Below are 21,955 nucleotides of genomic sequence, written 5' to 3'. Positions count from 1 at the left end.
GCCCAGCCAATGCAAAATCAGGATTGCGCCAATGCCTTGAGCGCCGCCTTGCGCTCAGTAACCGGCAACCCACCCAATCGTTCAACCTGCGCATAAAATCTCAGCCAATCCCCCCCGACTTGTTTGAACAACGCCGAAAACGCCGGCACCCACTGGTCATACAGCCCAAACGGCAACAACCGTGCATTGTTCAGCGGCGCGTTCACCCAAGCGTCATAGCGCTTGTCCCCGGCCCACTGGCTGTCCCTCTTCACCCGATAATCCCGGCGAAACTGTTCGAACTCGGCCGCTTTGCGTTCGCGCATCCGCTCAGCCGGCAATGGCTGTGCGTACAGCTTTTCAAGCCGTGAGCGGGTATCGAGGACTAACTCAATGAATTGATCGCGTTGCTTGAGCCGAGAATTTTTATCCGCCGGCAACCCGCGAAACGCGCGCCACTGCCGTGTGCCTTCCTGCTCGACAAAGGTGGCGAAGGACTCGTTGAACTCGGTGTCATCCTTCACATAGAAACGCTGATGCGCCAGTTCGTGAAAGATCAGCGTGGCCAGGCGTTCATCGCCCCAGCCCAGCATCGTGTTGATGATCGGATCGTTGAACCAGCCGAGCGTCGAGTAAGCCTCGACGCCGCCAATCGACACGTCCATGCCCTGCAAGCGCTGGATCGCCGCTTCACCCCGCGCCGCGCCCTGGCTGTAATAGCCGCGATAGGCCACGCACCCGGCAATCGGAAAGCAATGATTCTGCGGCGTCAGGGAAAACTCCTGAGTGGCGAACACATTCCACACCACGAACGGCCGGCCAATGTCGGCGTACAGGCGATAGCTCTGGTTGTCCGGCAGGTGCAGATGCTCGCTGGCGAATGCACGGGCCTTTTGCGATTGGCTCAGGTGCGCGCGCAACGTGGCGTCGCGGCTGGGGTCGGCAATGACCTTTGCCACCGGCTCACGCGCCCGCAACAGTTGCAGTTGGCCACTGGCCAACTGGCCGTAATAGCTGACGCTGGCGCAACCGTTGAGCAACAAAAACATCACACCCGGAAACAAAACCCGAAAAACGCGATCAAGTAACCCATGGCTTGGAAACGGCCTGATCAAAATAAGAAATCCCCCCGGAGAGTCTGCTCGCAAGACTATCCCGCCTTAAGGAGCACCGCTATGCGCATGTTGATGCTGACGGGAGGCCTGCTGACGCTGGCCGGTTGTGCCCATTTCGGAATGCCCGATCCGGACCCTTCGCAAGCCTGGATTGATCTTGATGCACGGCAGCAGGACACGGCACTGCAAGCGCTGAAGGTCGATAGCAGCGCGGCCGTCGATAAACGTTACTTCGAGGTACAGCCCGGCAGCCATGAGTTGACGGTGCGCTATCAGTTTCCGGTCGACGCCACCAACATCGGCCCCGATGCCGAACCGCTGTGGCGTGATTGCCGGATGAACGTGAAATTCAAGGATTTCAATGCCGGTCAGCGTTATCAATTACAGGCCGGCAGCATCGGTTTCCGGCCATGGGCCAAACTTTATGATGAGCAGCGCAACGTGGTGGGGCAGGGCACACCGGCGGGCTGCCAGAAGACTTGATCGGCGTTATGCTGGCTGTCCACATCAAAGGACATTGATCATGCGCAGGTTGACGTTGTTGCTGGTAGGAAGTGTGCTTGCCGGCTGTCAGAGCCCGCTGCCAGCGGCGGATCCCGGCAAAGCCTGGGTCGACTTTGCGATGCCGACACCCGGCGGCAAGGTGTTGATGGCGGAACGGCTGGACAATGTGCGCCTGCAGGACGGACGCTTTTTTCAGGTCGCGCCGGGCAGCCATGAACTGACGGTGCGCTTCGATTTCGAGATTTTCGGCGGCGGCCAGGGCATGGACACCGACCCGCAGGAGCGGCTGTGCTACATGACCGTGCCTTATGACCACTTCGAAGCCGGGCAACGTTACCGGCTCGAAGCCCGCTCGCTGGCCTTCACACCAAGCGCCCGGTTGATCAATCGTCAGGGGCAGATCGTTGCCGAAGAACGGCAGATCAACTGCGTGCCGTAGGCGTTATCAGGAGTCGTTCTTCTGATAGATGATCGCTTTGGTGCCGTTCTCACACGAACCCACCACCATGGCTATGTCGTGTTTGGCCGCCTCTTCCTTGCTGACGATTTCCAGCGTGTACGAGGGCACGGCTTTGGCCTGGATCTTGATTTCGATTTCTTTTCTCAGTTCTTCGCAGTCTTTCGGTGCTGCAACTACCGAGGTGGCCAGTGCACTGCAAAGGATCGCCAAGCCAATACGTTTCATGAGTGAAGCTCCCTGAGGCAGCGCGCACGGGTGTGCGCTGAAGCTGCTGTCATGTATTCGACCATATTTTCATAAAACGAGTTCTGACTTCGCTCACAAGATGTGTGGAGGAATTGACGAAATATCAGGTGCCCTGAAAAACCTGTGGGAGCTGGCTCGCCAGCGATGGCGTCGGCACAGCGACCATTGAGGTCGCCAGATACACCGCTATCGCTGGCAAGCCAGCTCCCACAGGGATTATGTTGCTGTGGCTGGATCGCGCGCGATCAACTGACCAACGTCGCCTCAAGGCTGATCTGCGCATTCAGCACTTTCGACACCGGGCACCCTTCCTTGGCCTTTTTGCTCAGCTCATCAAACTGCGCCTGTGTGGCCCCCGGGATTTTCGCCTTGAGGATCAGCTTCACCGCAGTAATTGCGAAACCGCCCTCAACCTGATCGAGGGTCACTTCAGCCTGGGTCTCGATGCTGTCAGCCTTAAGGCCCGCATCGCCGAGAATCATCGAAAACGCCATGGAGAAACAACCGGCATGTGCAGCGCCGATCAGTTCTTCCGGGTTGGTGCCCTTGCCGCCCTCGAAGCGCGCCTTGAAACCGTACGGTGCTTCTCTGAGGACACCGGTTTCAGTGGAGATCGAGCCAATGCCGGTTTTCAGATCGCCTGCCCAATGTGCGGATGCTTTCTTCACGATAGCCATGTCTGCCTCCTCAAGATCTGACGCGGAAACGCCGCGCCGTCGTGGTTTTTGCTTGCAAGGCTTCTGAGGATAGACGCCGGGACAAAGTTCAGCCCGTCTGAATCGTTGACTTTTTTAGTAGGAAATTTCGGCTCCGCTATTGAAACTCGGGTATATGCCCTTATTGCTTAAACACGCTTATGGATTCGGCAGGTTTTCGTTCGCAAAGAAAAACCTGCCGCCTCACTCGGAGACGCAGGTTTATGAAGCAACTGTCCGACGTAAAATTTTCTACTCTCGACCTGGTGCCAGTGCGCGAAAACGGCAGCCCGGCGCAGGCGCTACGCAATTCGCTGGATCTGGCGCAGCACGTCGAGAAATTCGGCTACACGCGGTTCTGGGTGGCGGAACACCACAACATGGACGGCATCGCCAGCTCGGCAACGTCGGTGCTGCTCGGCTATCTGGCCGGCGGTACGTCGACCATTCGTGTCGGCTCCGGTGGCGTGATGTTGCCCAACCACGCACCGCTGGTGATCGCCGAACAGTTCGGCACGCTGGAAAGCCTGTACCCGGGGCGGATCGATCTGGGTCTGGGCCGTGCGCCCGGTTCCGATCAAATGACCGCGCGTGCGCTGCGCCGTGAACGCTCCGGTAGCGCTGATGATTTCCCCGAGGACGTCGCCGAACTGGTGCGTTTCCTCGGCCCGCGTACCCCGGATCAGCGGGTGATTGCGATGCCGGGCACGGGTACCAATGTGCCGATCTGGTTGCTCGGTTCCAGCCTGTTCAGTGCGCAACTGGCCGGTGAGCGTGGTTTGCCGTACGCCTTCGCCTCGCATTTCGCCCCGCGCTTCATGCACGAGGCGATCCGCGTCTATCGCAATCACTTCAAGCCATCGGCGGTGCTCGACAAGCCGTACGTGATGCTCGGTGTGCCGTTGGTGGCAGCGGATACCGATGAACAGGCTGATTACCTGGCGACTTCGGTGTACCAGCGCATTCTGGCGTTGATGCGTGGGCAGAGTCTGGTGCAGCGTCCGCCGGTGAAAACCATGGACGGCCTGTGGCTGCCGCATGAGCGTGAGGCGGTGGGTGATTTCCTTGGGCTGGCGATGGTCGGCAGCCCAGCGAAAATCCGCGCGAAGCTGGAAGTGCTGATTGAGCAGACGCAGGCGGATGAGCTGATTTTCACCAGTGATCTCTACGAACACGCCGATCGCGTGCATTCCTACGAACTGCTGGCACAAGCCATGAAGGGATAACGCGCACCCCCCCTGTAGGAGCTGTCGAGTGAAACGAGGCTGCGATCTTTTGATCCAGGTTTTTAGAGCAAGATCAAAAGATCGCAGCGTGCCGCAGCTCCTACATGAGACACAAAAAAGCCGACGCATTGGCGTCGGCTTTTGTATTTCAGGCGCGATCAACCGCGTTTGTAGACGATTTCCTTGGTGCCACCTTCGCAGGTGCCGACCACTTTACCGTCAGCCGCTGCGCCTTTATCGACAACCTCCAGCGAGTAATTGGACGCACCTTTGGCATCAATTTTCGCCGCGATCTCGCTTTTCAGCTCTTCACAAGGCTTACCGGCAGCAAACGCACCACCCGCAAGGCTCAACAAACCTACTGCCAACATGAACTTCTTCATCGGTCGCACTCCCTGGTCGGATTAAAAGAGGCGGGCATCGAGCGTTCACCCGATGCACTCACCCTGTAGCGCTTTGCCATTCCTATGGCACTCGGCCAGCGCGCAAGTTCAGAAGACTAGACCAAACTCAGCTACTGGCAATCTTGAAACCGACTTTCAATGTCACCTGAAAATGCGCGGCCTTGCCGTCCTTGATGTGACCACGGGTTTCGGTCACTTCAAACCATTCCAGGTTGCGAATGGTCTTGTTGGCTTCAGCAATTGCGTTGTTGATGGCGTCTTCGATGCTGGTGGTCGACGAACCGACCAGCTCGACTTTCTTGTACGTGTGGTGGTCACTCATAACGAACTCCTTGGCGTGTGGAATTGAGACTAGCAGTGAATCTGCACTGTTGATTTCGGTGGCTCTGCGCAGGCGAAGTTCAGATTTTCTGCACTTTCTCAAACCGTTGAAGTCCCAAACAACACACGCCACTCATCACCAATGCAGGAGAGCCACCATGGCCAACACCTCTTTACGTAAAGCCTCGTTGCAAAGCATGGAAGCCGAGATCGAGAGTCTGCTCAAGTCGTTGGAAAGCCTGAAGGACGACGCTTCGGACGAGTCGCGCAAGACCCTCAAGGCGCTGAAAAGCAACGCCGAAAGCGCACTGAAACATTCGCGTCATCTGCTCAGCGACGCCTATGAAGAAGTCAAAGTGAAAACCCGCGAGACCGGGATCGCCACCCGCGACTACGCGCAGGAACATCCGTGGACGACTGCCGGTGTCGCGGTCGGTGCAATCGGTCTGCTCGCTGCTTACTTGCTGTTCAAGCGCGGCGAGTGATCGCTCTGGCGCAGCTCATTCTTGAGCCATTGCGCCAGTTGCCGAGCGCGTCCGTCTGCGGCGCGCTTGGGTAGCCACAACGCCAGTTGCGCCGGGGTTTCACAGAAACCCCATGGCGCAACCAGGCGACCGGCCTTCAAATCTTCCGTCACCAGCGGCTCCGGCGCGATTGCCACGCCGAGACCAGCGACGGCTGCCTCCAGTAAATAATACAAATGCTCGAAACCTTGCCCGAGCTTCAACGCTTTTGCGTCGAGGTCGCTTTGCTGAGCCCAGCTTGGCCACGCTTGTGGGCGCGAGGTGGTGTGCAGCAGCGGTTCATTGAGCAGGGCCGAGGCTGGCGCGGTTTGCAGACGTTGGTAGCCGCTGAACAATGGGCTCATGACCGGGCCGATACGTTCTGCGGCCAATTCATAAACTTGCATGTCTGCCGGCCATGGCGGTTCGGCGAACAGCAGCAAAGCATCCAGCCCCGGACGCCGAGGATCGAGATCGCCTTCACCCGCTGAAAGATGCAGACGCAAATCCGGCAGATCAGCATTCAATCGTCCCAAACGCGGAATAAACCAGCGCGCCAGCAGGCTTCCCGAGCATCCCAACACAAACGGCGCATCGGCGGTGCTCTGAGTTAACTCGGCGCAAACACTGCGCAACCGATCAAAAGCTTCGCCGCTGGCATCGCGCAAGCGCATGCCGGCATCTGTGAGTTTCAAGCCGCGACCATCCTTGACGAACAGGCTGACGCCCAAGTGTTCTTCCAGCACTTTGAGCTGACGACTGACCGCGCCGTGGGTAACGTGCAGCTGCTCGGCAGCCTGACTGACACTGTTCAGCCGGGCGGTCGCTTCGAACGCGCGCAAGGCGTTCAGCGGGGGAAGGTCATGGCTCATGGTATCTGTGAGTTTTCCTGACAGGTTGTGGCGATCTTATCGGTTTTCAGCCTGGAAGGTCAGGGGTAGAGTGGTCGTCATTGTCTTTTGACCCGAATTCACCTGGAGCGACTCATGACCCAGACTTCGAACACCTCTGATCTGCGTAACGGCCCGGACGATAACGGCCTGTTTGGCTCCTTCGGTGGCCGCTACGTGGCGGAAACCCTGATGCCGTTGATCCTCGATCTGGCCCGCGAATACGAAGCGGCCAAGGAAGATCCGGCCTTCAAAGAAGAATTGGCCTACTTCCAGCGTGACTATGTCGGACGGCCGAGCCCGCTGTATTTCGCTGAACGCCTGACTGAATTCTGCGGCGGCGCGAAGATTTATCTCAAGCGCGAAGAGCTGAACCACACCGGCGCGCACAAGATCAACAACTGCATCGGCCAGATCCTGCTGGCGCGACGCATGGGCAAGAAACGCATCATCGCCGAGACCGGCGCCGGCATGCACGGCGTGGCCACGGCCACCGTCGCCGCCCGTTTCGGTCTGGATTGCGTGATCTACATGGGCACCACTGACATCGAACGTCAGCAGGCCAACGTCTTCCGCATGAAATTGCTGGGCGCTGAAGTGATTCCGGTTGTTGCCGGCACTGGCACCCTGAAAGACGCGATGAACGAAGCCCTGCGTGACTGGGTGACCAACGTCGACAACACCTTCTACCTGATCGGCACCGTGGCCGGCCCGCACCCTTATCCGGCGATGGTTCGCGACTTCCAGGCCGTGATCGGCAAGGAAACCCGCGATCAGTTGCAAGCGCAGGAAGGTCGTCTGCCGGACAGCCTGGTGGCGTGCATCGGTGGTGGTTCCAACGCGATGGGCCTGTTTCACCCGTTCCTCGACGACAAGAGCGTTGAGATCATCGGTGTTGAAGCTGCGGGTTACGGCATTGAAACCGGCAAGCACGCGGCGAGCCTGAATGGCGGCGTTCCGGGTGTGTTGCACGGCAACCGTACCTTCCTGCTGCAGGACGACGACGGCCAGATCATCGACGCCCACTCGATTTCCGCCGGCCTCGACTATCCAGGCATCGGCCCGGAACACGCGTGGTTGCATGACATCGGCCGCGTTCAGTACACCTCGGTGACCGACGACGAAGCCCTCGACGCGTTCCACAAATGCTGCCGCCTGGAAGGGATCATTCCTGCACTGGAAAGCGCCCACGCCTTGGCTGAAGTGTTCAAACGCGCACCGAAGCTGCCGAAGGATCACCTGATGGTGGTCAACCTCTCGGGCCGTGGCGACAAAGACATGCAGACCGTCATGCATCACATGGAAAACTCTCAACAAGAGCCATCCAAGCAGGAGAAACACTGATGAGCCGCCTGCAAACCCGTTTTGCCGACCTCAAAGAACAGAACCGCGCCGCGCTGGTGACTTTCGTCACCGCCGGTGATCCGGACTACGACACTTCGCTGGCGATCCTCAAAGGTTTACCGGGTGCCGGTGCCGATGTGATCGAGCTGGGCATGCCGTTCACCGACCCGATGGCCGACGGTCCGGCGATCCAGTTGGCGAACATCCGTGCCTTGGGCGCGAAGCAGAACCTGGTGAAAACCCTGCAAATGGTTCGCGAGTTCCGTGAAGGCAACAGCGATACCCCGCTGGTGCTGATGGGCTACTACAATCCGATCCACATGTATGGCGTTGAGCGCTTCATCGCTGACGCGAAAGAGGCCGGCGTCGATGGCCTGATCGTGGTCGACATGCCGCCTGAGCACAATGCCGAGCTGTGTGATCCGGCGCAGGCTGCCGGTCTGGACTTCATCCGTCTGACCACGCCGACCACCGACGATGCGCGTCTGCCGAAAGTGCTCAATGGCAGTTCCGGTTTCGTTTACTACGTGTCGGTGGCCGGTGTGACCGGTGCTGGCGCTGCAACGCTGGAGCATGTCGAAGAGGCGGTGACCCGTCTGCGTCGGCATACCGATCTGCCAATCAGCATCGGTTTCGGCATCCGTACCCCGGAGCAAGCGGCGGCCATCGCGCGTCTGGCTGATGGTGTGGTGGTGGGTTCGGCATTGATCGATCACATCGCCAACGCGACCACGCCAGCCCAAGCCGTCGACGGTGTGTTGGGCCTGTGCTCGGCACTCTCCGAAGGCGTGCGTAAGGCCCGCGTCAGCTGAAGGTAAAGTTCCTGATACAGAGGAATTAGCACCTCAAAGTGCAGACTAATCCAGCAAGACCGAGGGCTTCAGAACATCGTTCTGAGGCCCTTTTTGCTGTTTGTGCCGTGAGGAAAGACCCGATGAAAATGCCGAAACGTCTGATAGCCGGATTGGGCGTACTGATGATCAGTGCAACTCCGCTGCTGGCCAGCGCCGATCCGCGCGATGATCACGACCACGGCGGCCCGCAGCAGGGCCAACACGACAACCGCGGCGACAACCATGGTGATGATCACCACGGCCCGCAGAACAACCACCGTGGTGGCCCGCCACCGCGCGACTTTGGCCCGGTGCGCCAGACCATTCGCGACAATCATGGCTACTTTGTCCGCGGAGCGCCGCCGCCTCCGGGGATTCATCTGGAGCGTGGCCGGCCGTTGCCGCACGGGTATTACGGCGAGCGTCTGGACAGTCGCGCGTTGGGTCGTTTGCCGGTGTATCCGGGGTATGAATGGCGCCGGGCTGGCGGCGATATCGTGCTGATCGCGGTGGGTACCGGGATCGTGTACGAAATCCTGGATGGTGTCCTCTATTGACCGTCTGATCTAACTGGCAGGCCATCAACTGTGGTGAGGGGATTTATCCCCGACGGGTTGCGAAGCAGCCCCAAATCCGGCAAATGCGGTTTTTCAGTCAAACTGTGTTCGCTGGGATTGCGACTGCTTCGCAGCCGATCGGGGATAAATCCCCTCGCCACAAGGTATGCACTCAGCATCAGCATCAGCATCAGCATCAGGCTCAGGGCAGTTCCAGCCCGCCAGAGGCTTTGTGCAATTTGCGCAAATGCGCGCCGATCTGCTTCACGTTCTCCTCACTCGCCGCTATCTCGGCAGCGCGCTTCGGCTCCAGCAACTTGCGCACCTCCGCGTCCAGATCCCCCGACAGCACCAGCAACTTCTTCTGCCGCTGGCTGCTTTCATCTTCCAGTCGCTTGAACTCACTCGGCTGTGGCAACCCATAACCACGACTATCAAGAAGCTCTGCCGGACGACTGAGGAAGCCGCTGTTGGCGAGGATTTCCTGCAACGTCGCGTTGGCCTTGTCCATGCCGCCATTTTCCAGCTCGCGCGCGCCGAGGTAGCGTTGCTTGACCTCATCCTGAGCCAACAGCAACTGACGTCGATAACTCGCCTGCTCCAGCAACAACAAGGCGGCGCTGGTGCGCAGATCCGCACGCTCGAACCACTCGCGGCGTTCTTCGGCAGTGAGCGACAGCCATTCCTCAACGGTGGTCTGTTTGATCGGCAACTGCTTCTTCAACACATCAAACATCGCCTGGTAGCGATCGCGGAACGAGTCGAAACGATAACCCAGACGCAGCGCTTCTTTCGGATCATCGAGCACGCTGGTATCGGCCAGCCCGCGCCCCTTCATCACTTCCAGCAAGCCGTTGGGCATGATGCTGTCCAACCCGACGAACCGGCTGTTATCACTGCCGCTGCGCAACAGTTTCAAACCTTCCACCGCGCAGTTGTTGGAGAGGAAGAAGTAGTTGCCGTCGTAGCTCCAGTGCATTTCGGCCGCATGCTCGACCACGCCTTCGATCTCTTCCCGTGACAGGTTGATTGGCACGGAGGCGAGGCTGCGCAATTCGGTCTTGGTGTATTCGTCGATCACCTGCGCAAGCGGCAGGACGAACAGCCGTGAAGGGTATTTGCCGACCAATCCGTCCCAGCTCGACAACTGCACATCGCCGACAAAGGCGCGGTACGACAGCACCAGATGCTGATCGAGATCGAGCCTGCAATCCGGCCCACGCGGACGGCCCGGCGCGCAGATCACCAGGCGCAACATGCTGTGGCCCCAGCGGCTGACCCAGTTCTGATTGGCTTCGGCCAACAAGTAATCAACCGCGTAAACCCGCTCCGGATCGACCTGCCCTAAAGGCTGTTTGGCGAAATCGTTACCCGCGTTCAAAAACGCAAAGGTCTTGCTGCAAGTGTCCTTGGCCGGCGGCGCCCAGCCGAAGTGTTGCTGGTAATAGCGGTACAGCGCCGGGCGGCGGCAGGCGTAGCTCGGGTCGAGGAGGAAATACTCCATGTTGACCGCGACGAATTCTTTCGGGCTGGAAATCTCGTAGAGATCGGGGCTGCGGGCGATCTGTCGGTTGTGCTGCTCGCGTTCACCGCGACGGCCGACGTATTGCTGCCAACCGGCGAGGTCGAGCAGGCGCGGGTCGTCGCTGAGGGTGAAGCGGCGACCGTTCTGGCCACGGCATTCGTCAGGAATGCCAATCAGCCCGGCACTGTTGAAGCGGCGTGTGCAGCGCTGGATCAGCGTGCGCTCGGCGGCTGGCCACAAGCGCGCGCGGTCATAAATGTGGGTGATTTCGTGCAGCACCGTGGCGAGCAATTCCTGGCGCACTGTGCCGTGGGGGCGATTGGTTTTTTCTTTCGCTGCGCTGCCATCGGTGAGGCCGGCGAGCAGTTTGCGGTTCAGATCGAGTTCGGCAACCAGCGTCGCCTGGCCGTAGGCATTGGCGGGCATGTCGTCAGTCCAGCCGACATCGATGCGCCGATCCAGCCGCTCGATAAAGCTCGGCGGCAGTTTTTGCATCGCCTCATCGATCAGCGCCTGGCTGGCCTGTTGTTGGGCGGGGCTCAGACCGTCGGTCTTGAGCCGCAATTGCAGGCCGGCGTGGGCGCTGTTGCCAAGTAGCAACAACGCGCCGGCCAGCAGCCAGGCGCCGAGTGACTTCACAGTGCGAGGATGGCTTCGGCGAGTACCTGATCACTGGCGTCGCGCGCTTCCGGGACGCGCGTGCGCAAAGTGTTGAGTGCGGCTTCCAGGTGCGCGCCACGGATATCACCGTTGGTGGCAACGAAACTGGCGGCGTCATCGTGCGCTTCACGGATGATCTTCGAGTCGCGAATCGACGTGGTGGTGTCGGAGGTGAAATCGATGGTGCGCTGGGAGGCACGAACGATGATGTTACTGGTGGCTACCAGGGTGTGTGCCTGAGCCACGTCGGCCAGCAAAAACAGGCCAAGGGCGGCAGCAATCAGCGGGCTACGCATGGAACGACTCCGAAGGGGCAGGTTAACTAAGGGCTAGGTTAACTATTGGACGAGAATTGCTTCTGCCAGTTCAAGGTCAGAGACATGAAGTTTCGGCCGTTTTTTACGCAGGTAATTAAGCGCGGATTCCAGCTGCGCCCCACGCAATTGGCCGTCACTGGCCACGAACGCTGCCGCGTCATCGTGAGCGGCGAACAGCAGTTTACGGTCGAAAGGCGCGGAAGACACCATGCTGGTGGCGTAACCACTGACGACAATGCCTTGCGTCGACGCGTTGAAAGCATCATAGGCATCGACCGACGTCGCCCAACAGGCGCTCAGCAAAACGGAAGGGATCAGCAGATTTGGAAGAAAGCGCATCGGACTCGGTAACTATTAGCGAGCCGCAAGGCTAGCGCAATGCCCGGGCCAGAGCCAGTCTCGAAACATCGGGACACGCCCGGCGTGTCCCGTAATGCCTTGCAGCGATTAGATCGTCAGGATGGCCTGAGCCAGCTCCGCGTCAGTCGCGTTCAGTTGTGGAGCCTGGTGGCGAATGTGATCCAGCGCGCTTTCCAGTTTCACGCCACGGATGTCGCCTTGGGTGGCGACGAAGCTGGCCGCGTCATCACGGGCAGCGAGGACGATTTTGTCGTCACGGAACGACGAGGTCACGTCGGAAGTGGCGTCGGAGGAAGATTTCAGCGCACCCACGACGGCGTCGGTGGTAACGATGAAGCTGGTGGCGCTGGCGTTGGCAGCCACGGCCAGCAGGGCGGCAGCGCTGAGCAGACGAAGACGGGACATAGGGTAACTCCTGTGAATAAACCGTATTGAGAGGTGGCTCGGTATCTGAGGAGTCAGACGCCTGTTGCGCATCATTCGCCACGTTCTGTGTGGATATTAGGCGCAGATCCGTTCGCCAAACCAGCATCCAGACGAAAAACCGTAGGAGCTGTCGAAGGCTGCGATCTTTTGCTTTGGATTTTCAAGATCAAAAGATCGCAGCCTTCGGCAGCTCCTACAATTGTAGTGGTCTTATTTCAAATTATGTGAACTGTACTGGTATTGCTTTTCAAGAGCTAAAACGACAAAACCCGTCGTGGTTTCCCACGACGGGTTTTGCTTGTTCAATTCGGGTTGCTGGCGGTGGGTCTAACGACCAGAGCCAGCGACGCTGCTTAGCGCCAGAACGGCTTGCTCAGCTCTTCGTAGCGTTGTGCTTCGCTGATACCGGCGTCAGCCAGCAGACGCGAATCCAGACGGGCCAACTGGTGGCGGCTGGAGATGCGGCGCTGCCACAACATCAGGTTGGCGAGAACGCGCAGAGGCAGGGAAGCCTGGGTGTTTACAGCTTTGTCTTCGAAGAACAGTTCGGAACTGAGTGTACGTTCCATGGTTGACATCCTTCCGCTTGTGGCGGGATCAGGTAGTGGTTTGACTGGTGCCCATGATCCTCTCGTTTGCCTAGTCTCTCTAGATACAGTTCAACTGTATTGTGAGTGACCAGTTAACTGTTTATACGCGGTGTACGGGTCAAAATTGGGCAAACTGTACCTATGCGCACTTAAGTGGTGCATTTTTGCTTATTTCGGCAGGAAACGTAGGCAAATGCCGTAGGAAATGACCAGTACAGCAGTACAGTTTTTGTCGGAAGCATGACTTGCGGAAGTTCGCTGACGCAAACTGTGTTTGCATCAGCGGTTTATCTGTGTGAATTACACGGCCAGCATGCGCCCGGTTTCTTCCAGATTCATGTGCCAGCTCAGCGCTTCACGCAGGATGTGCGGCGTGTGGCCGCCGATAGCACAGGCTGCCGTGAAGTAATCGTTCAGTGCCTGGCGGAAGTCCGGGTGCACGCAGTTATCAATGATCACCCGCGCACGTTCCCGTGGCGCCAGGCCACGCAGGTCAGCCAGACCGACTTCGGTCACCAGAATGTCGACGTCATGCTCGGTGTGGTCAACGTGGCTGACCATCGGCACCACGCTGGAAATCGCGCCGCCCTTGGCGATCGATTTAGTTACGAACACCGCCAGATGCGCGTTGCGCGCGAAGTCGCCCGAGCCACCGATACCGTTCATCATCCGCGTACCGCAAACGTGGGTCGAATTGACGTTGCCGTAGATGTCGAACTCCAGCGCCGTATTGATCCCGATGATGCCCAGGCGACGCACCACTTCCGGGTGGTTGGAGATCTCCTGCGGGCGCAGCACCAATTTGTCTTTGTACTTCTCCAGATTGCCGAACACGTCGCTGTTGCGGCGCTCCGACAAGGTGATCGAACTGCCCGAAGCAAAGCTCAGCTTGCCGGCGTCGATCAGATCGAAGGTCGAATCCTGCAACACTTCGGAGTACATGGTCAGGTCTTCGAACGGCGAATCGATCAGGCCACACATCACCGCGTTGGCAATGTTGCCGATACCGGCCTGCAACGGGCCGAGCTTGTTGGTCATGCGCCCGGCGTCGACTTCCTGTTTGAAGAAGGTGATCAGGTGCTCGGCGATGGCGTTGGTATCGACGTCCGGCGTCGACACGGTGGACGGCGAATCCGACTGTTGGGTGATGACGATGGCGACAATCTTCTCCGGCGGAATCGGAATTGCGGTGCTACCGATGCGGTCGTCGACTTTTACCAGAGGGATCGGCGTGCGCGTCGGGCGGTAGGTCGGGATATAAATGTCATGCAGGCCTTCGAGGTTGGCGTTGTGCGCCAGGTTGATCTCGACGATCACCTGGTTGGCGAAAATCGCGAAGCTCGCCGAGTTGCCCACCGAGGTGGTCGGCACGATGTGGCCTTGTTCGGTGATGGCCACGGCTTCGATGACCGCGATGTCCGGCAGCTTCAATTGTTGGTTGCGCAGTTGCTCGACGGTTTCCGACAGATGCTGGTCGATGAACATCACCTGGCCGGCGTTGATCGCCTTGCGCAAGGTGCTGTCGACCTGAAACGGCATGCGTCGCGACAGTACGCCGGCCTCGGTCAGTTGCTTGTCGAGGTCGTTGCCCAGGCTGGCACCGGTCATCAGGCTGATCTTCAGCGGCGTGACCTTGGCGCGCTCGGCCAGTGCGTGAGGGACGGCTTTGGCTTCGCCGGCACGGGTGAAACCGCTCATGCCGACGGTCATGCCGTCCTCAATCAGAGCGGCTGCGTCGGCGGCGCTCATCACTTTATCCAACAACGAAGGCAGGCGAATACGGTCACGGTACATGGATTATTATCTCGGGAAGCGAGTAGCAGGATGCGCAGTCTAGTGAATTTGACGGGCGCCTGTCCCGCTACCAAGGTCGCAAACGAGGCGTCTATTCAGCGGGTTTCAAGTAAAACACCGTTACCGGATCTGCAACAACGCGGCAAATTGTCCGACTGTTTGCGCAAACAAAAACGCCCCGACAAGTCGGGGCGTTCGCTACTGCAGCGGGGAGTTATTCGACCGCTTTAACCATGTCTTCGATGACTTTCTTCGCGTCGCCGAAGACCATCATGGTCTTGTCCAGATAGAACAGTTCGTTGTCCAAGCCGGCATAGCCGCTGGCCATCGAGCGCTTGTTGACGATGATGGTCTTGGCCTTGAACGCTTCGAGAATCGGCATGCCGGCAATCGGCGACTTCGGATCGTTCTTCGCGGCCGGGTTGACCACGTCGTTCGCGCCGAGCACCAGCACCACGTCGGCCTGGCCGAACTCGGAGTTGATGTCTTCCATCTCGAACACCTGATCGTAAGGCACTTCGGCCTCGGCGAGCAGGACGTTCATGTGCCCCGGCATACGACCGGCAACCGGGTGGATCGCGTACTTCACGGTCACGCCACGGTGGGTCAGCTTCTCGGTCAATTCCTTCAGCGCATGTTGTGCACGCGCTACTGCCAAGCCATAACCCGGCACGATGATCACGGTGTCGGCGTTGGTCAGCAGGAAAGTCGCGTCGTCAGCCGAACCGGATTTCACCGGACGGGCTTCTTTCGCACCGGCAGGGCCTGCATCGGCCGTGTTGCCGAAACCGCCGAGCAGTACATTAAAGAAGGAACGGTTCATCGCCTTGCACATGATGTACGAAAGGATCGCACCGCTCGAACCCACCAGCGAACCGGCAATGATCAGCATCGAGTTGTTCAGCGAGAAGCCGATTCCCGCCGCCGCCCAGCCCGAATAGCTATTGAGCATCGACACCACCACCGGCATGTCTGCACCGCCAATCGGGATGATGATCAGCACGCCCATCACGAACGCCAGCGCCAGCATCAGCGCGAACGCGGTGAGGTTGCCGGTGAACATGAAGGTCAGGCCGAGAGCGAGCGTGGCCAGACCCAATACTGCGTTGAGCTTGTGCTGACCAGCAAACTGTACTGGTGCGCCCTGGAACAGACGGAACTTGTACTTGCCCGACAGCTTGCCGAACGCAATCACCGAACCGGAGAAGGTGATCGCACCGATCGCCGCGCCGAGGAACAGCTCCAGGCGGTTGCCCGTCGGGATCGAGTCGCCCAACTGTTTAACGATGCCCAGCGATTGCGGCTCAACCACCGCAGCGATCGCGATGAACACTGCCGCGAGGCCGATCATGCTGTGCATGAAGGCGACCAGTTCCGGCATCTTGGTCATTTCAACGCGCTTGGCCATGATCGAACCGGCGGTCCCGCCGACCAGCAGGCCAACGATCACGTAGCCGATACCGGCAGTCGCGAGCTCAGCGCCCAACTTATAAATGAGACCGACAGTGGTCAGGATGGCCAACGCCATGCCGAGCATGCCGAACAGGTTGCCGCGCCGCGAAGTAGTCGGGTGCGACAGGCCTTTGAGGGCTTGGATAAAGCAGATCGACGCGATCAGGTAGAGCGTCGTGACGAGATTCATGCTCATTACTTCGGCGCCTCTTCTTTTACTTTCGGGGCTTTCTTCTTGAACATCTCAAGCATGCGGCGGGTGACCAGGAAGCCACCGAACACGTTGACCGCGGCCAGTGCCACGGCGAGGGTGCCCATGGTTTTGCCCAGTGGCGTGACGGTCAGTGCGGCCGCCAGCATGGCGCCGACGATCACGATCGCCGAGATGGCGTTGGTTACCGCCATCAACGGCGTGTGCAGCGCAGGTGTAACGTTCCAGACCACGTGGTAACCGACATAAATCGCCAGCACGAAGATGATCAGGTTGTAGATACCGGGGGAGATAAGCTCTTCCATCGTCTGAATCCCTGCTTAGGCGTTTTTGCGGATGACTTGGCCGTCGCGGCACATCAGGCACGCGGCGACGATGTCGTCTTCGAGGTTGACGTCGAACTGGCCTTCTTTGGTGAAGACCAGCTTGAGGAAGTCCAGCAGGTTGCGTGCGTACAGCGCCGAAGCGTCTGCAGCGACTTCGCCGGCCAGGTTGGTCGGGCCACAAATGGTCACGCCATTCTCGACCACAACCTGATCAGCCACGGTCAGCGGGCAGTTGCCGCCCTGAGCCGCCGCGAGGTCGATGACCACCGAACCCGGTTTCATCTGCGCCACGGTGTCCGCGCTCAACAGCGTCGGTGCCTTGCGGCCCGGAATCAGCGCGGTGGTGATGACGATGTCAGCTTGCTTGGCGCGCTCGTGCACGGCCTGCGCCTGACGCTGCATCCAGCTCGCCGGCATTGGCCGCGCGTAACCGCCGACACCGACGGCGCATTCGCGCTCTTCATCGGTCTCGTAAGGTACGTCGACGAACTTAGCGCCGAGGGATTCGATCTGCTCTTTCACCGCCGGACGCACGTCGGACGCTTCGATCACCGCACCCAGACGTTTCGCCGTAGCAATCGCCTGCAACCCGGCCACACCGGCACCGAGAATCAGCACGCGCGCCGCTTTCACGGTGCCCGCAGCCGTCATCAGCATTGGCATGAAGCGCGGATAGTGGTGAGCGGCCAGCAACACAGCCTTATAGCCGGCAATGTTCGCCTGCGACGACAACACATCGAGACTCTGCGCTCGCGAGGTGCGCGGCGCCGCTTCGAGGGCGAACGCGGTAATGCCGCACTCGGCCATCTTCGCGATGGTTTCGTTGTTGAACGGGTTGAGCATGCCGACCAACACCGTACCGCGCTTGATCAGCGTGAGTTCGGCATCGCTTGGCGCGACCACTTTGAGAATCAGCTCGGCGCCAAACGCGTCATTGGCACTGCCAATGGTTGCGCCTGCCGCTTCATAGGCACTGTCGACCACACTGGCTTTAACGCCGGCGCCGGTTTGCACAGTGACCTTATGACCTTGGCCGATCAGCTTTTTAATGGTTTCCGGGGTTGCAGCAACCCGTGTTTCACCGGTCTGGGTTTCGAGAGGAACACCAATGTGCACGTCAAATCTCCTGCGTGATCTTATTGAGTAAACCCATGCACTACGGATGGTGCGACTGGGGCGGCCGATCAGCACGATCCCGCCAAATCAGGGCGGGGCGCGGCATTTTGCAGGCGAACTTTATGCCCTTCAAGGGATTATGACGGGTGACGGAAAATTAACTACAAGTCATGCCGTGACCGAATGTCGCACATGCCCTGTCGAATCCCTTACAGGCCGTGCCCTGCAAGGATTCTGGCGCAATATGGAAAAATTTCTCATCGGTGACGTGAATAGACCGCAATACGTCGTGAATGGAGGCTCAAAGCCACGTCTTCAGGCGCTTGTAGGACGTCTGTACGACTTTCGGATACAGTCTGCGCATATGCGACAAATACTTATATCTGTAGGGCTTTGGTTTTTCTGACTACGAGGTCAATAATCGCTGAAAGCCTTCACCCTTCTAGGCTGTAGCTCTGTGCCTGATTTACCAGCCAGTCGCGAAATGCCTTTAAAGACGCCGATTCGACCTTTCGTTCGGGAATCATCAGGTAATAGGCCTTGATGCTGGCGAGTGCCTGCGGGTTGGCAATCACCAGGCGGTTCTCAGCCAACTCGCGCTGAATCAGGAACGGTGGAATCAGCGCGATCCCCATGTCGTGCATGGCCGCTTGGGCGAGCATGGAGAATAGCTCGTAGCGCGGGCCTGTCATGTCGCGGGGGATATTCAGGTGTTGCGAGTTGAACCACTGTCGCCAGGCGTAAGGGCGGGTGGTCTGTTGCAGTAGTGGTAGCTCGGCAATCTCGTCGGCGGTCAGAAGCGTCTTGTTGCCGAGTAGGGCGGGGCTGCACACCGGCATCGGATTCTCGCCCATCAGCCTGTGGGATTCGGTACCTGACCAATCGGCGTCACCGAAGTAGATCGCCGCATCGAATTCAGTGTCGGCAAACAGGAAGGGCCGGGTGCGGTTGGTCAGGTTGACCGTGACTTCCGGGTGCTTGAGCTGGAAATCCTTGAGGCGCGGCAGCAGCCATTGCGTACCGAAGGTTGGCACCACCGCCAACTCGATCACATTGGTGCCTTGCTGGCCCATCACCGACAGTGTGTCGCGCTCAACTGCATCGAGTTGCGTGGCGACTCGGCGGCTGTAGGAAAGTCCTGCCTCGGTCAGCTTCACTCCACGTCGCGAGCGTCGGAACAGTTCCACACTGAGGAACTCCTCAAGGCTGGCGATTTGTCGGCAAATGGCGCCCTGGGTGAGGGAAAGTTCTTCGGCGGCGCGGGTAAAGCTCTCGTGGCGTGCAGCGGCTTCAAAGCTGATCAGGGCGGTGGTGCTGGGGATCTTCCTGCGCATGTACGTCAACCTCACTAATGCGCCGCATAAAAGGCATTTCGCGACGTTTCGGAGTGAGAAATTAGCACAACAGAATGCGAAATCCTCGTTTGCCGCGACGGCGAACCACGCCTAGGATCAATGCCACGTTAATTCACCCGATTTGCGAGGACACACTCATGGGCGCTAAAGCTAGCTTCAACTGGATCGATCCCCTGCTGCTGGATCAACAGCTCACCGAAGAAGAGCGCATGATCCGCGACACCGCCGAGCAGTTCGCTCAGCAGAAGCTCGCGCCGCGTGTTCTTGAAGCTTTCCGTCATGAGAAGACTGATCCGGCGATTTTCCGCGAAATGGGCGAAGTCGGCCTGTTGGGCGCGACCATCCCTGAGCAATACGGTGGCAGCGGCCTCAACTACGTGAGCTACGGCCTGATTGCTCGCGAAGTGGAGCGGGTCGACTCCGGCTATCGCTCGATGATGAGCGTGCAATCGTCGCTGGTAATGGTACCGATCAACGAATTCGGCACCGAAGCACAGAAACAGAAATACCTGCCGAAACTGGCTTCCGGCGAGTGGATCGGCTGCTTCGGTCTGACCGAGCCAAACCACGGTTCCGACCCGGGCGCGATGATTACCCGGGCCCGCAAAGTCGACGGTGGATACAGCCTGACCGGCGCGAAGATGTGGATCACTAACAGCCCGATCGCCGACGTGTTCGTAGTCTGGGGTAAGGACGATGCCGGCGACATTCGTGGCTTCGTCCTGGAGAAGGGCTGGAAAGGCCTGAGCGCTCCGGCGATTCACGGCAAGGTCGGCCTGCGTGCGTCGATCACCGGCGAGATCGTCATGGACAACGTGTTTGTACCGGAAGAGAACATCTTCCCGGACGTGCGCGGTCTGAAAGGCCCGTTCACTTGCCTCAACTCTGCGCGCTACGGCATTTCCTGGGGTGCACTGGGCGCTGCCGAGTTCTGCTGGCACACCGCCCGCCAGTACACGCTGGATCGCCAACAGTTCGGTCGCCCATTGGCCGCTACTCAGCTGATCCAGAAGAAACTGGCCGACATGCAGACCGAGATCACGTTGGCGCTGCAAGGCTGCCTGCGCCTGGGTCGCATGAAGGACGAAGGTACCGCTGCGGTCGAAATCACTTCGATCATGAAGCGCAACTCCTGCGGCAAGTCGCTGGACATCGCCCGTATGGCGCGCGACATGCTCGGCGGCAACGGTATCTCCGACGAATTCGGCGTGGCGCGTCACCTGGTCAACCTGGAAGTGGTGAATACCTATGAAGGTACTCATGACGTTCACGCACTGATCCTTGGGCGTGCGCAAACCGGTCTGCAGGCGTTCTATTAATAGGAGAGCGACCATGGGCGCGCTGTCGCATCTGCGGGTACTGGATTTATCGCGCGTGTTGGCCGGGCCGTGGGCCGGGCAGATCCTCGCCGACCTTGGCGCCGAGGTGATCAAGGTTGAGCGCCCGGGTAATGGTGACGACACTCGCGCCTGGGGGCCGCCCTTCCTTAAAGACGCTTATGGCGAGAACACCTCGGAAGCGGCTTATTACCTGTCGGCCAACCGCAACAAGCAATCGGTGACCATCGACTTCACCCGCCCCGAGGGTCAGAAGCTGGTGCGTGAGCTGGCTTTGAAGTCCGATATTCTTATCGAGAACTTCAAGGTCGGTGGTCTCGCGGCTTATGGGCTGGACTATGAATCGCTGAAGGCGATCAATCCGAACCTGATCTATTGCTCGATCACCGGGTTCGGCCAGACCGGGCCTTATGCCAAGCGTGCTGGCTATGACTTCATGATTCAGGGGCTGGGCGGGCTGATGAGTCTGACCGGTCGTCCCGAGGGTGATGAAGGTGCCGGGCCTGTGAAGGTCGGTGTGGCACTGACGGATATCCTTACGGGGCTTTATTCGACTGTCGCGATACTGGCGGCGTTGGCTCATCGCGATCACGACGGGGGTGGTCAGCACATCGATATGGCGTTGCTGGATGTGCAGGTTGCGTGTCTGGCGAACCAGGCGATGAATTACCTGACGACGGGCAACGCGCCGAAGCGTCTGGGCAATGCGCATCCGAACATCGTGCCTTATCAGGACTTTCCTACAGCTGACGGCGATTTCATTCTTACCGTGGGTAATGACGGGCAATTCCGCAAGTTTGCCGAAGTGGCCGGGCAGCCGCAGTGGGCTGACGATCCGCGGTTTGCTACTAATAAGCTGCGAGTAGCGAATCGGACGGTGTTGATTCCGCTGATTCGCCAGGCGACGGTGTTCAAGACGACTGCCGAGTGGGTTGCCGAGCTGGAGCAGGCGGGCGTGCCTTGTGGGCCAATCAATGATCTGTCGCAGGTATTCGAGGATCCGCAGGTGAAGGCGCGTGGTCTGGCGATAGAGCTGCCGCACGCACTGGCGGGAATGGTGCCGCAAGTGGCCAGCCCTATCCGCATGTCGCAGACACCGGTTGAGTATCGGCGCGCCCCTCCTTTATTGGGTGAGCATACGCTGGAGGTTCTTCAAGGTGTGCTGGGCTTGGGCGCGGGTGCGGTGGCTGAGCTGAAGGCGGCTGGGGTGCTCTAAAGATCCCTTCTATATAGAAGGGATCACGTTTGCTTCCTTTATATAGATGCATTTGGTCGTTCTTTAACCAATCTGCAAGTGATTGAAAGAAAAGCGAAATTAACGGTTGACGGCAGATCTCAGGTGTCTATAATTCGCCCCACTTCCGGCGCAGTCGAAACGGAAAACTCCTTGAGATTCAATGAGTTATGTA

25 protein-coding genes are annotated in these 21,955 nt (G+C 59.0%); 9 read left to right on the top strand and 16 right to left on the bottom strand.

Annotation, left to right across the window (positions count from 1 at the left end; genetic code table 11):
* Window positions 1–17: 17 nt before the first annotated feature.
* Complete coding sequence (locus ACZZ0B_RS25730) at window positions 18–1,094, bottom strand: aminopeptidase (RefSeq protein WP_463546524.1); 1,077 nt, start codon at window positions 1,092–1,094, stop codon at window positions 18–20.
* A 60-nt stretch (window positions 1,095–1,154) separates the two neighbouring features.
* Between ACZZ0B_RS25730 and ACZZ0B_RS25725 the strand changes: the two genes are divergently transcribed.
* Together ACZZ0B_RS25725 and ACZZ0B_RS25720 are read left to right on the top strand one after the other, a co-directional pair.
* Window positions 1,155–1,577: a PA0061/PA0062 family lipoprotein gene (locus ACZZ0B_RS25725; protein WP_440096085.1), complete on the top strand. Its 423-nt coding sequence runs from the start codon at window positions 1,155–1,157 to the stop codon at window positions 1,575–1,577.
* Window positions 1,578–1,617: 40 nt separating this feature from the next.
* Window positions 1,618–2,037 (top strand): PA0061/PA0062 family lipoprotein, encoded by a 420-nt coding sequence (locus tag ACZZ0B_RS25720; protein ID WP_463546523.1) that lies wholly within the window; start codon window positions 1,618–1,620, stop codon window positions 2,035–2,037.
* 6 nt (window positions 2,038–2,043) lie between these two features.
* Here the strand turns inward: ACZZ0B_RS25720 and ACZZ0B_RS25715 are convergent, their stop codons facing one another.
* Window positions 2,044–2,283 (bottom strand): DUF1161 domain-containing protein, encoded by a 240-nt coding sequence (locus ACZZ0B_RS25715; RefSeq protein WP_008081158.1) that lies wholly within the window; start codon window positions 2,281–2,283, stop codon window positions 2,044–2,046.
* Between the two features lie 266 nt (window positions 2,284–2,549).
* Window positions 2,550–2,981, bottom strand: coding sequence for an OsmC family protein (locus ACZZ0B_RS25710; protein ID WP_463546522.1), 432 nt, complete (start codon window positions 2,979–2,981; stop codon window positions 2,550–2,552).
* 242 nt (window positions 2,982–3,223) lie between these two features.
* Here ACZZ0B_RS25710 and ACZZ0B_RS25705 point away from each other — a divergent pair, with 242 nt between their 5' ends.
* Window positions 3,224–4,225 (top strand): LLM class flavin-dependent oxidoreductase, encoded by a 1,002-nt coding sequence (locus ACZZ0B_RS25705; protein WP_463546521.1) that lies wholly within the window; start codon window positions 3,224–3,226, stop codon window positions 4,223–4,225.
* A gap of 158 nt (window positions 4,226–4,383) precedes the next feature.
* Here the strand turns inward: ACZZ0B_RS25705 and ACZZ0B_RS25700 are convergent, their stop codons facing one another.
* Window positions 4,384–4,608, bottom strand: a complete 225-nt coding sequence (locus tag ACZZ0B_RS25700) for a DUF1161 domain-containing protein (protein ID WP_008081153.1) — start codon at window positions 4,606–4,608, stop codon at window positions 4,384–4,386.
* 127 nt (window positions 4,609–4,735) lie between these two features.
* Complete coding sequence (locus tag ACZZ0B_RS25695; protein ID WP_008081151.1) at window positions 4,736–4,951, bottom strand: dodecin; 216 nt, start codon at window positions 4,949–4,951, stop codon at window positions 4,736–4,738.
* A gap of 157 nt (window positions 4,952–5,108) precedes the next feature.
* Between ACZZ0B_RS25695 and ACZZ0B_RS25690 the strand changes: the two genes are divergently transcribed.
* Window positions 5,109–5,435 carry an ElaB/YgaM/YqjD family protein gene (locus ACZZ0B_RS25690; protein WP_007911686.1) on the top strand — a complete coding sequence of 109 codons (327 nt, stop codon included), beginning with the start codon at window positions 5,109–5,111 and terminating at the stop codon, window positions 5,433–5,435.
* Here the strand turns inward: ACZZ0B_RS25690 and ACZZ0B_RS25685 are convergent.
* On the bottom strand, window positions 5,408–6,325 hold the full coding sequence (locus ACZZ0B_RS25685) for a LysR family transcriptional regulator (RefSeq protein ID WP_008081149.1): 918 nt from the start codon (window positions 6,323–6,325) through the stop codon (window positions 5,408–5,410). The two genes, ACZZ0B_RS25690 and ACZZ0B_RS25685, sit on opposite strands and share 28 nt — an antisense overlap.
* 114 nt (window positions 6,326–6,439) lie before the next feature.
* Here ACZZ0B_RS25685 and trpB point away from each other — a divergent pair, with 114 nt between their 5' ends.
* The 3 genes from trpB to ACZZ0B_RS25670 all read left to right on the top strand — a co-directional run bounded on the left by trpB (window position 6,440) and on the right by ACZZ0B_RS25670 (window position 9,077).
* Complete coding sequence (trpB, locus tag ACZZ0B_RS25680; protein ID WP_077575227.1) at window positions 6,440–7,687, top strand: tryptophan synthase subunit beta; 1,248 nt, start codon at window positions 6,440–6,442, stop codon at window positions 7,685–7,687.
* The gene (gene trpA, locus ACZZ0B_RS25675; RefSeq protein WP_158831633.1) at window positions 7,687–8,499 is read left to right on the top strand and encodes a tryptophan synthase subunit alpha; all 813 of its coding nucleotides are present in this window, start codon (window positions 7,687–7,689) and stop codon (window positions 8,497–8,499) included. Before trpB ends, trpA begins: the two co-directional genes overlap by 1 nt.
* A 122-nt stretch (window positions 8,500–8,621) precedes the next feature.
* On the top strand, window positions 8,622–9,077 hold the full coding sequence (locus ACZZ0B_RS25670; RefSeq protein WP_463546520.1) for an anti-virulence regulator CigR family protein: 456 nt from the start codon (window positions 8,622–8,624) through the stop codon (window positions 9,075–9,077).
* Window positions 9,078–9,279: 202 nt separating this feature from the next.
* On the opposite strand, the gene ACZZ0B_RS25665 is transcribed toward ACZZ0B_RS25670, so the two are convergent.
* The 10 genes from ACZZ0B_RS25665 to ACZZ0B_RS25620 all read right to left on the bottom strand — a co-directional run bounded on the left by ACZZ0B_RS25665 (window position 9,280) and on the right by ACZZ0B_RS25620 (window position 19,188).
* On the bottom strand, window positions 9,280–11,241 hold the full coding sequence (locus tag ACZZ0B_RS25665; protein ID WP_463546519.1) for a DUF7844 domain-containing protein: 1,962 nt from the start codon (window positions 11,239–11,241) through the stop codon (window positions 9,280–9,282).
* Window positions 11,238–11,558, bottom strand: coding sequence for a DUF2388 domain-containing protein (locus tag ACZZ0B_RS25660; protein ID WP_007911662.1), 321 nt, complete (start codon window positions 11,556–11,558; stop codon window positions 11,238–11,240). The genes ACZZ0B_RS25665 and ACZZ0B_RS25660 overlap by 4 nt, the downstream gene beginning before the upstream one ends.
* A gap of 42 nt (window positions 11,559–11,600) precedes the next feature.
* Complete coding sequence (locus ACZZ0B_RS25655) at window positions 11,601–11,918, bottom strand: DUF2388 domain-containing protein (protein WP_053116412.1); 318 nt, start codon at window positions 11,916–11,918, stop codon at window positions 11,601–11,603.
* A 108-nt stretch (window positions 11,919–12,026) separates the two neighbouring features.
* Entirely contained in the window at window positions 12,027–12,344 is a 318-nt protein-coding gene (locus tag ACZZ0B_RS25650) for a DUF2388 domain-containing protein (RefSeq protein WP_008081137.1), read from the bottom strand.
* Between the two features lie 374 nt (window positions 12,345–12,718).
* A complete protein-coding gene (locus ACZZ0B_RS25645; protein ID WP_008081135.1) occupies window positions 12,719–12,934 on the bottom strand; it encodes a DUF1127 domain-containing protein in 216 nt (71 codons plus the stop codon).
* Window positions 12,935–13,255: 321 nt separating this feature from the next.
* A complete protein-coding gene (locus ACZZ0B_RS25640; protein WP_463546518.1) occupies window positions 13,256–14,749 on the bottom strand; it encodes an acetyl-CoA hydrolase/transferase family protein in 1,494 nt (497 codons plus the stop codon).
* Between the two features lie 214 nt (window positions 14,750–14,963).
* Window positions 14,964–16,397: an NAD(P)(+) transhydrogenase (Re/Si-specific) subunit beta gene (locus tag ACZZ0B_RS25635; protein ID WP_016985542.1), complete on the bottom strand. Its 1,434-nt coding sequence runs from the start codon at window positions 16,395–16,397 to the stop codon at window positions 14,964–14,966.
* Complete coding sequence (locus tag ACZZ0B_RS25630) at window positions 16,397–16,717, bottom strand: NAD(P) transhydrogenase subunit alpha part 2 (RefSeq protein ID WP_003187417.1); 321 nt, start codon at window positions 16,715–16,717, stop codon at window positions 16,397–16,399. Before ACZZ0B_RS25630 ends, ACZZ0B_RS25635 begins: the two co-directional genes overlap by 1 nt.
* Window positions 16,718–16,732: 15 nt before the next feature.
* A complete protein-coding gene (locus ACZZ0B_RS25625; RefSeq protein ID WP_463546517.1) occupies window positions 16,733–17,854 on the bottom strand; it encodes a Re/Si-specific NAD(P)(+) transhydrogenase subunit alpha in 1,122 nt (373 codons plus the stop codon).
* A gap of 434 nt (window positions 17,855–18,288) precedes the next feature.
* Window positions 18,289–19,188, bottom strand: a complete 900-nt coding sequence (locus ACZZ0B_RS25620; RefSeq protein WP_008081126.1) for a LysR family transcriptional regulator — start codon at window positions 19,186–19,188, stop codon at window positions 18,289–18,291.
* A gap of 158 nt (window positions 19,189–19,346) precedes the next feature.
* Between ACZZ0B_RS25620 and ACZZ0B_RS25615 the strand changes: the two genes are divergently transcribed.
* Both ACZZ0B_RS25615 and ACZZ0B_RS25610 read left to right on the top strand, forming a co-directional pair.
* The gene (locus tag ACZZ0B_RS25615) at window positions 19,347–20,528 is read left to right on the top strand and encodes an acyl-CoA dehydrogenase (protein WP_440096093.1); all 1,182 of its coding nucleotides are present in this window, start codon (window positions 19,347–19,349) and stop codon (window positions 20,526–20,528) included.
* Between the two features lie 13 nt (window positions 20,529–20,541).
* Window positions 20,542–21,762 carry a CaiB/BaiF CoA transferase family protein gene (locus tag ACZZ0B_RS25610; RefSeq protein WP_158831619.1) on the top strand — a complete coding sequence of 407 codons (1,221 nt, stop codon included), beginning with the start codon at window positions 20,542–20,544 and terminating at the stop codon, window positions 21,760–21,762.
* The last annotated feature ends 193 nt before the right edge of the window (window positions 21,763–21,955 follow it).

Source organism: Pseudomonas sp. AC247, assembly GCF_979258015.1.
Note: the sequence above shows the minus strand (reverse complement) of the source record. Positions and strands in the feature narration are given on the sequence as shown.

Coding starts and splice junctions, on each gene's coding strand:
- ACZZ0B_RS25725 (WP_440096085.1), top strand. CDS start 1,155: ATGCGCATGTTGATGCTGACGGGAGGCCTGCTGACGCTGGCCGGTTGT.
- ACZZ0B_RS25720 (WP_463546523.1), top strand. CDS start 1,618: ATGCGCAGGTTGACGTTGTTGCTGGTAGGAAGTGTGCTTGCCGGCTGT.
- ACZZ0B_RS25715 (WP_008081158.1), bottom strand. CDS start 2,283: ATGAAACGTATTGGCTTGGCGATCCTTTGCAGTGCACTGGCCACCTCG.
- ACZZ0B_RS25710 (WP_463546522.1), bottom strand. CDS start 2,981: ATGGCTATCGTGAAGAAAGCATCCGCACATTGGGCAGGCGATCTGAAA.
- ACZZ0B_RS25705 (WP_463546521.1), top strand. CDS start 3,224: ATGAAGCAACTGTCCGACGTAAAATTTTCTACTCTCGACCTGGTGCCA.
- ACZZ0B_RS25700 (WP_008081153.1), bottom strand. CDS start 4,608: ATGAAGAAGTTCATGTTGGCAGTAGGTTTGTTGAGCCTTGCGGGTGGT.
- ACZZ0B_RS25695 (WP_008081151.1), bottom strand. CDS start 4,951: ATGAGTGACCACCACACGTACAAGAAAGTCGAGCTGGTCGGTTCGTCG.
- ACZZ0B_RS25690 (WP_007911686.1), top strand. CDS start 5,109: ATGGCCAACACCTCTTTACGTAAAGCCTCGTTGCAAAGCATGGAAGCC.
- ACZZ0B_RS25685 (WP_008081149.1), bottom strand. CDS start 6,325: ATGAGCCATGACCTTCCCCCGCTGAACGCCTTGCGCGCGTTCGAAGCG.
- trpB (WP_077575227.1), top strand. CDS start 6,440: ATGACCCAGACTTCGAACACCTCTGATCTGCGTAACGGCCCGGACGAT.
- trpA (WP_158831633.1), top strand. CDS start 7,687: ATGAGCCGCCTGCAAACCCGTTTTGCCGACCTCAAAGAACAGAACCGC.
- ACZZ0B_RS25670 (WP_463546520.1), top strand. CDS start 8,622: ATGAAAATGCCGAAACGTCTGATAGCCGGATTGGGCGTACTGATGATC.
- ACZZ0B_RS25660 (WP_007911662.1), bottom strand. CDS start 11,558: ATGCGTAGCCCGCTGATTGCTGCCGCCCTTGGCCTGTTTTTGCTGGCC.
- ACZZ0B_RS25655 (WP_053116412.1), bottom strand. CDS start 11,918: ATGCGCTTTCTTCCAAATCTGCTGATCCCTTCCGTTTTGCTGAGCGCC.
- ACZZ0B_RS25650 (WP_008081137.1), bottom strand. CDS start 12,344: ATGTCCCGTCTTCGTCTGCTCAGCGCTGCCGCCCTGCTGGCCGTGGCT.
- ACZZ0B_RS25645 (WP_008081135.1), bottom strand. CDS start 12,934: ATGGAACGTACACTCAGTTCCGAACTGTTCTTCGAAGACAAAGCTGTA.
- ACZZ0B_RS25640 (WP_463546518.1), bottom strand. CDS start 14,749: ATGTACCGTGACCGTATTCGCCTGCCTTCGTTGTTGGATAAAGTGATG.
- ACZZ0B_RS25635 (WP_016985542.1), bottom strand. CDS start 16,397: ATGAGCATGAATCTCGTCACGACGCTCTACCTGATCGCGTCGATCTGC.
- ACZZ0B_RS25630 (WP_003187417.1), bottom strand. CDS start 16,717: ATGGAAGAGCTTATCTCCCCCGGTATCTACAACCTGATCATCTTCGTG.
- ACZZ0B_RS25620 (WP_008081126.1), bottom strand. CDS start 19,188: ATGCGCAGGAAGATCCCCAGCACCACCGCCCTGATCAGCTTTGAAGCC.
- ACZZ0B_RS25615 (WP_440096093.1), top strand. CDS start 19,347: ATGGGCGCTAAAGCTAGCTTCAACTGGATCGATCCCCTGCTGCTGGAT.
- ACZZ0B_RS25610 (WP_158831619.1), top strand. CDS start 20,542: ATGGGCGCGCTGTCGCATCTGCGGGTACTGGATTTATCGCGCGTGTTG.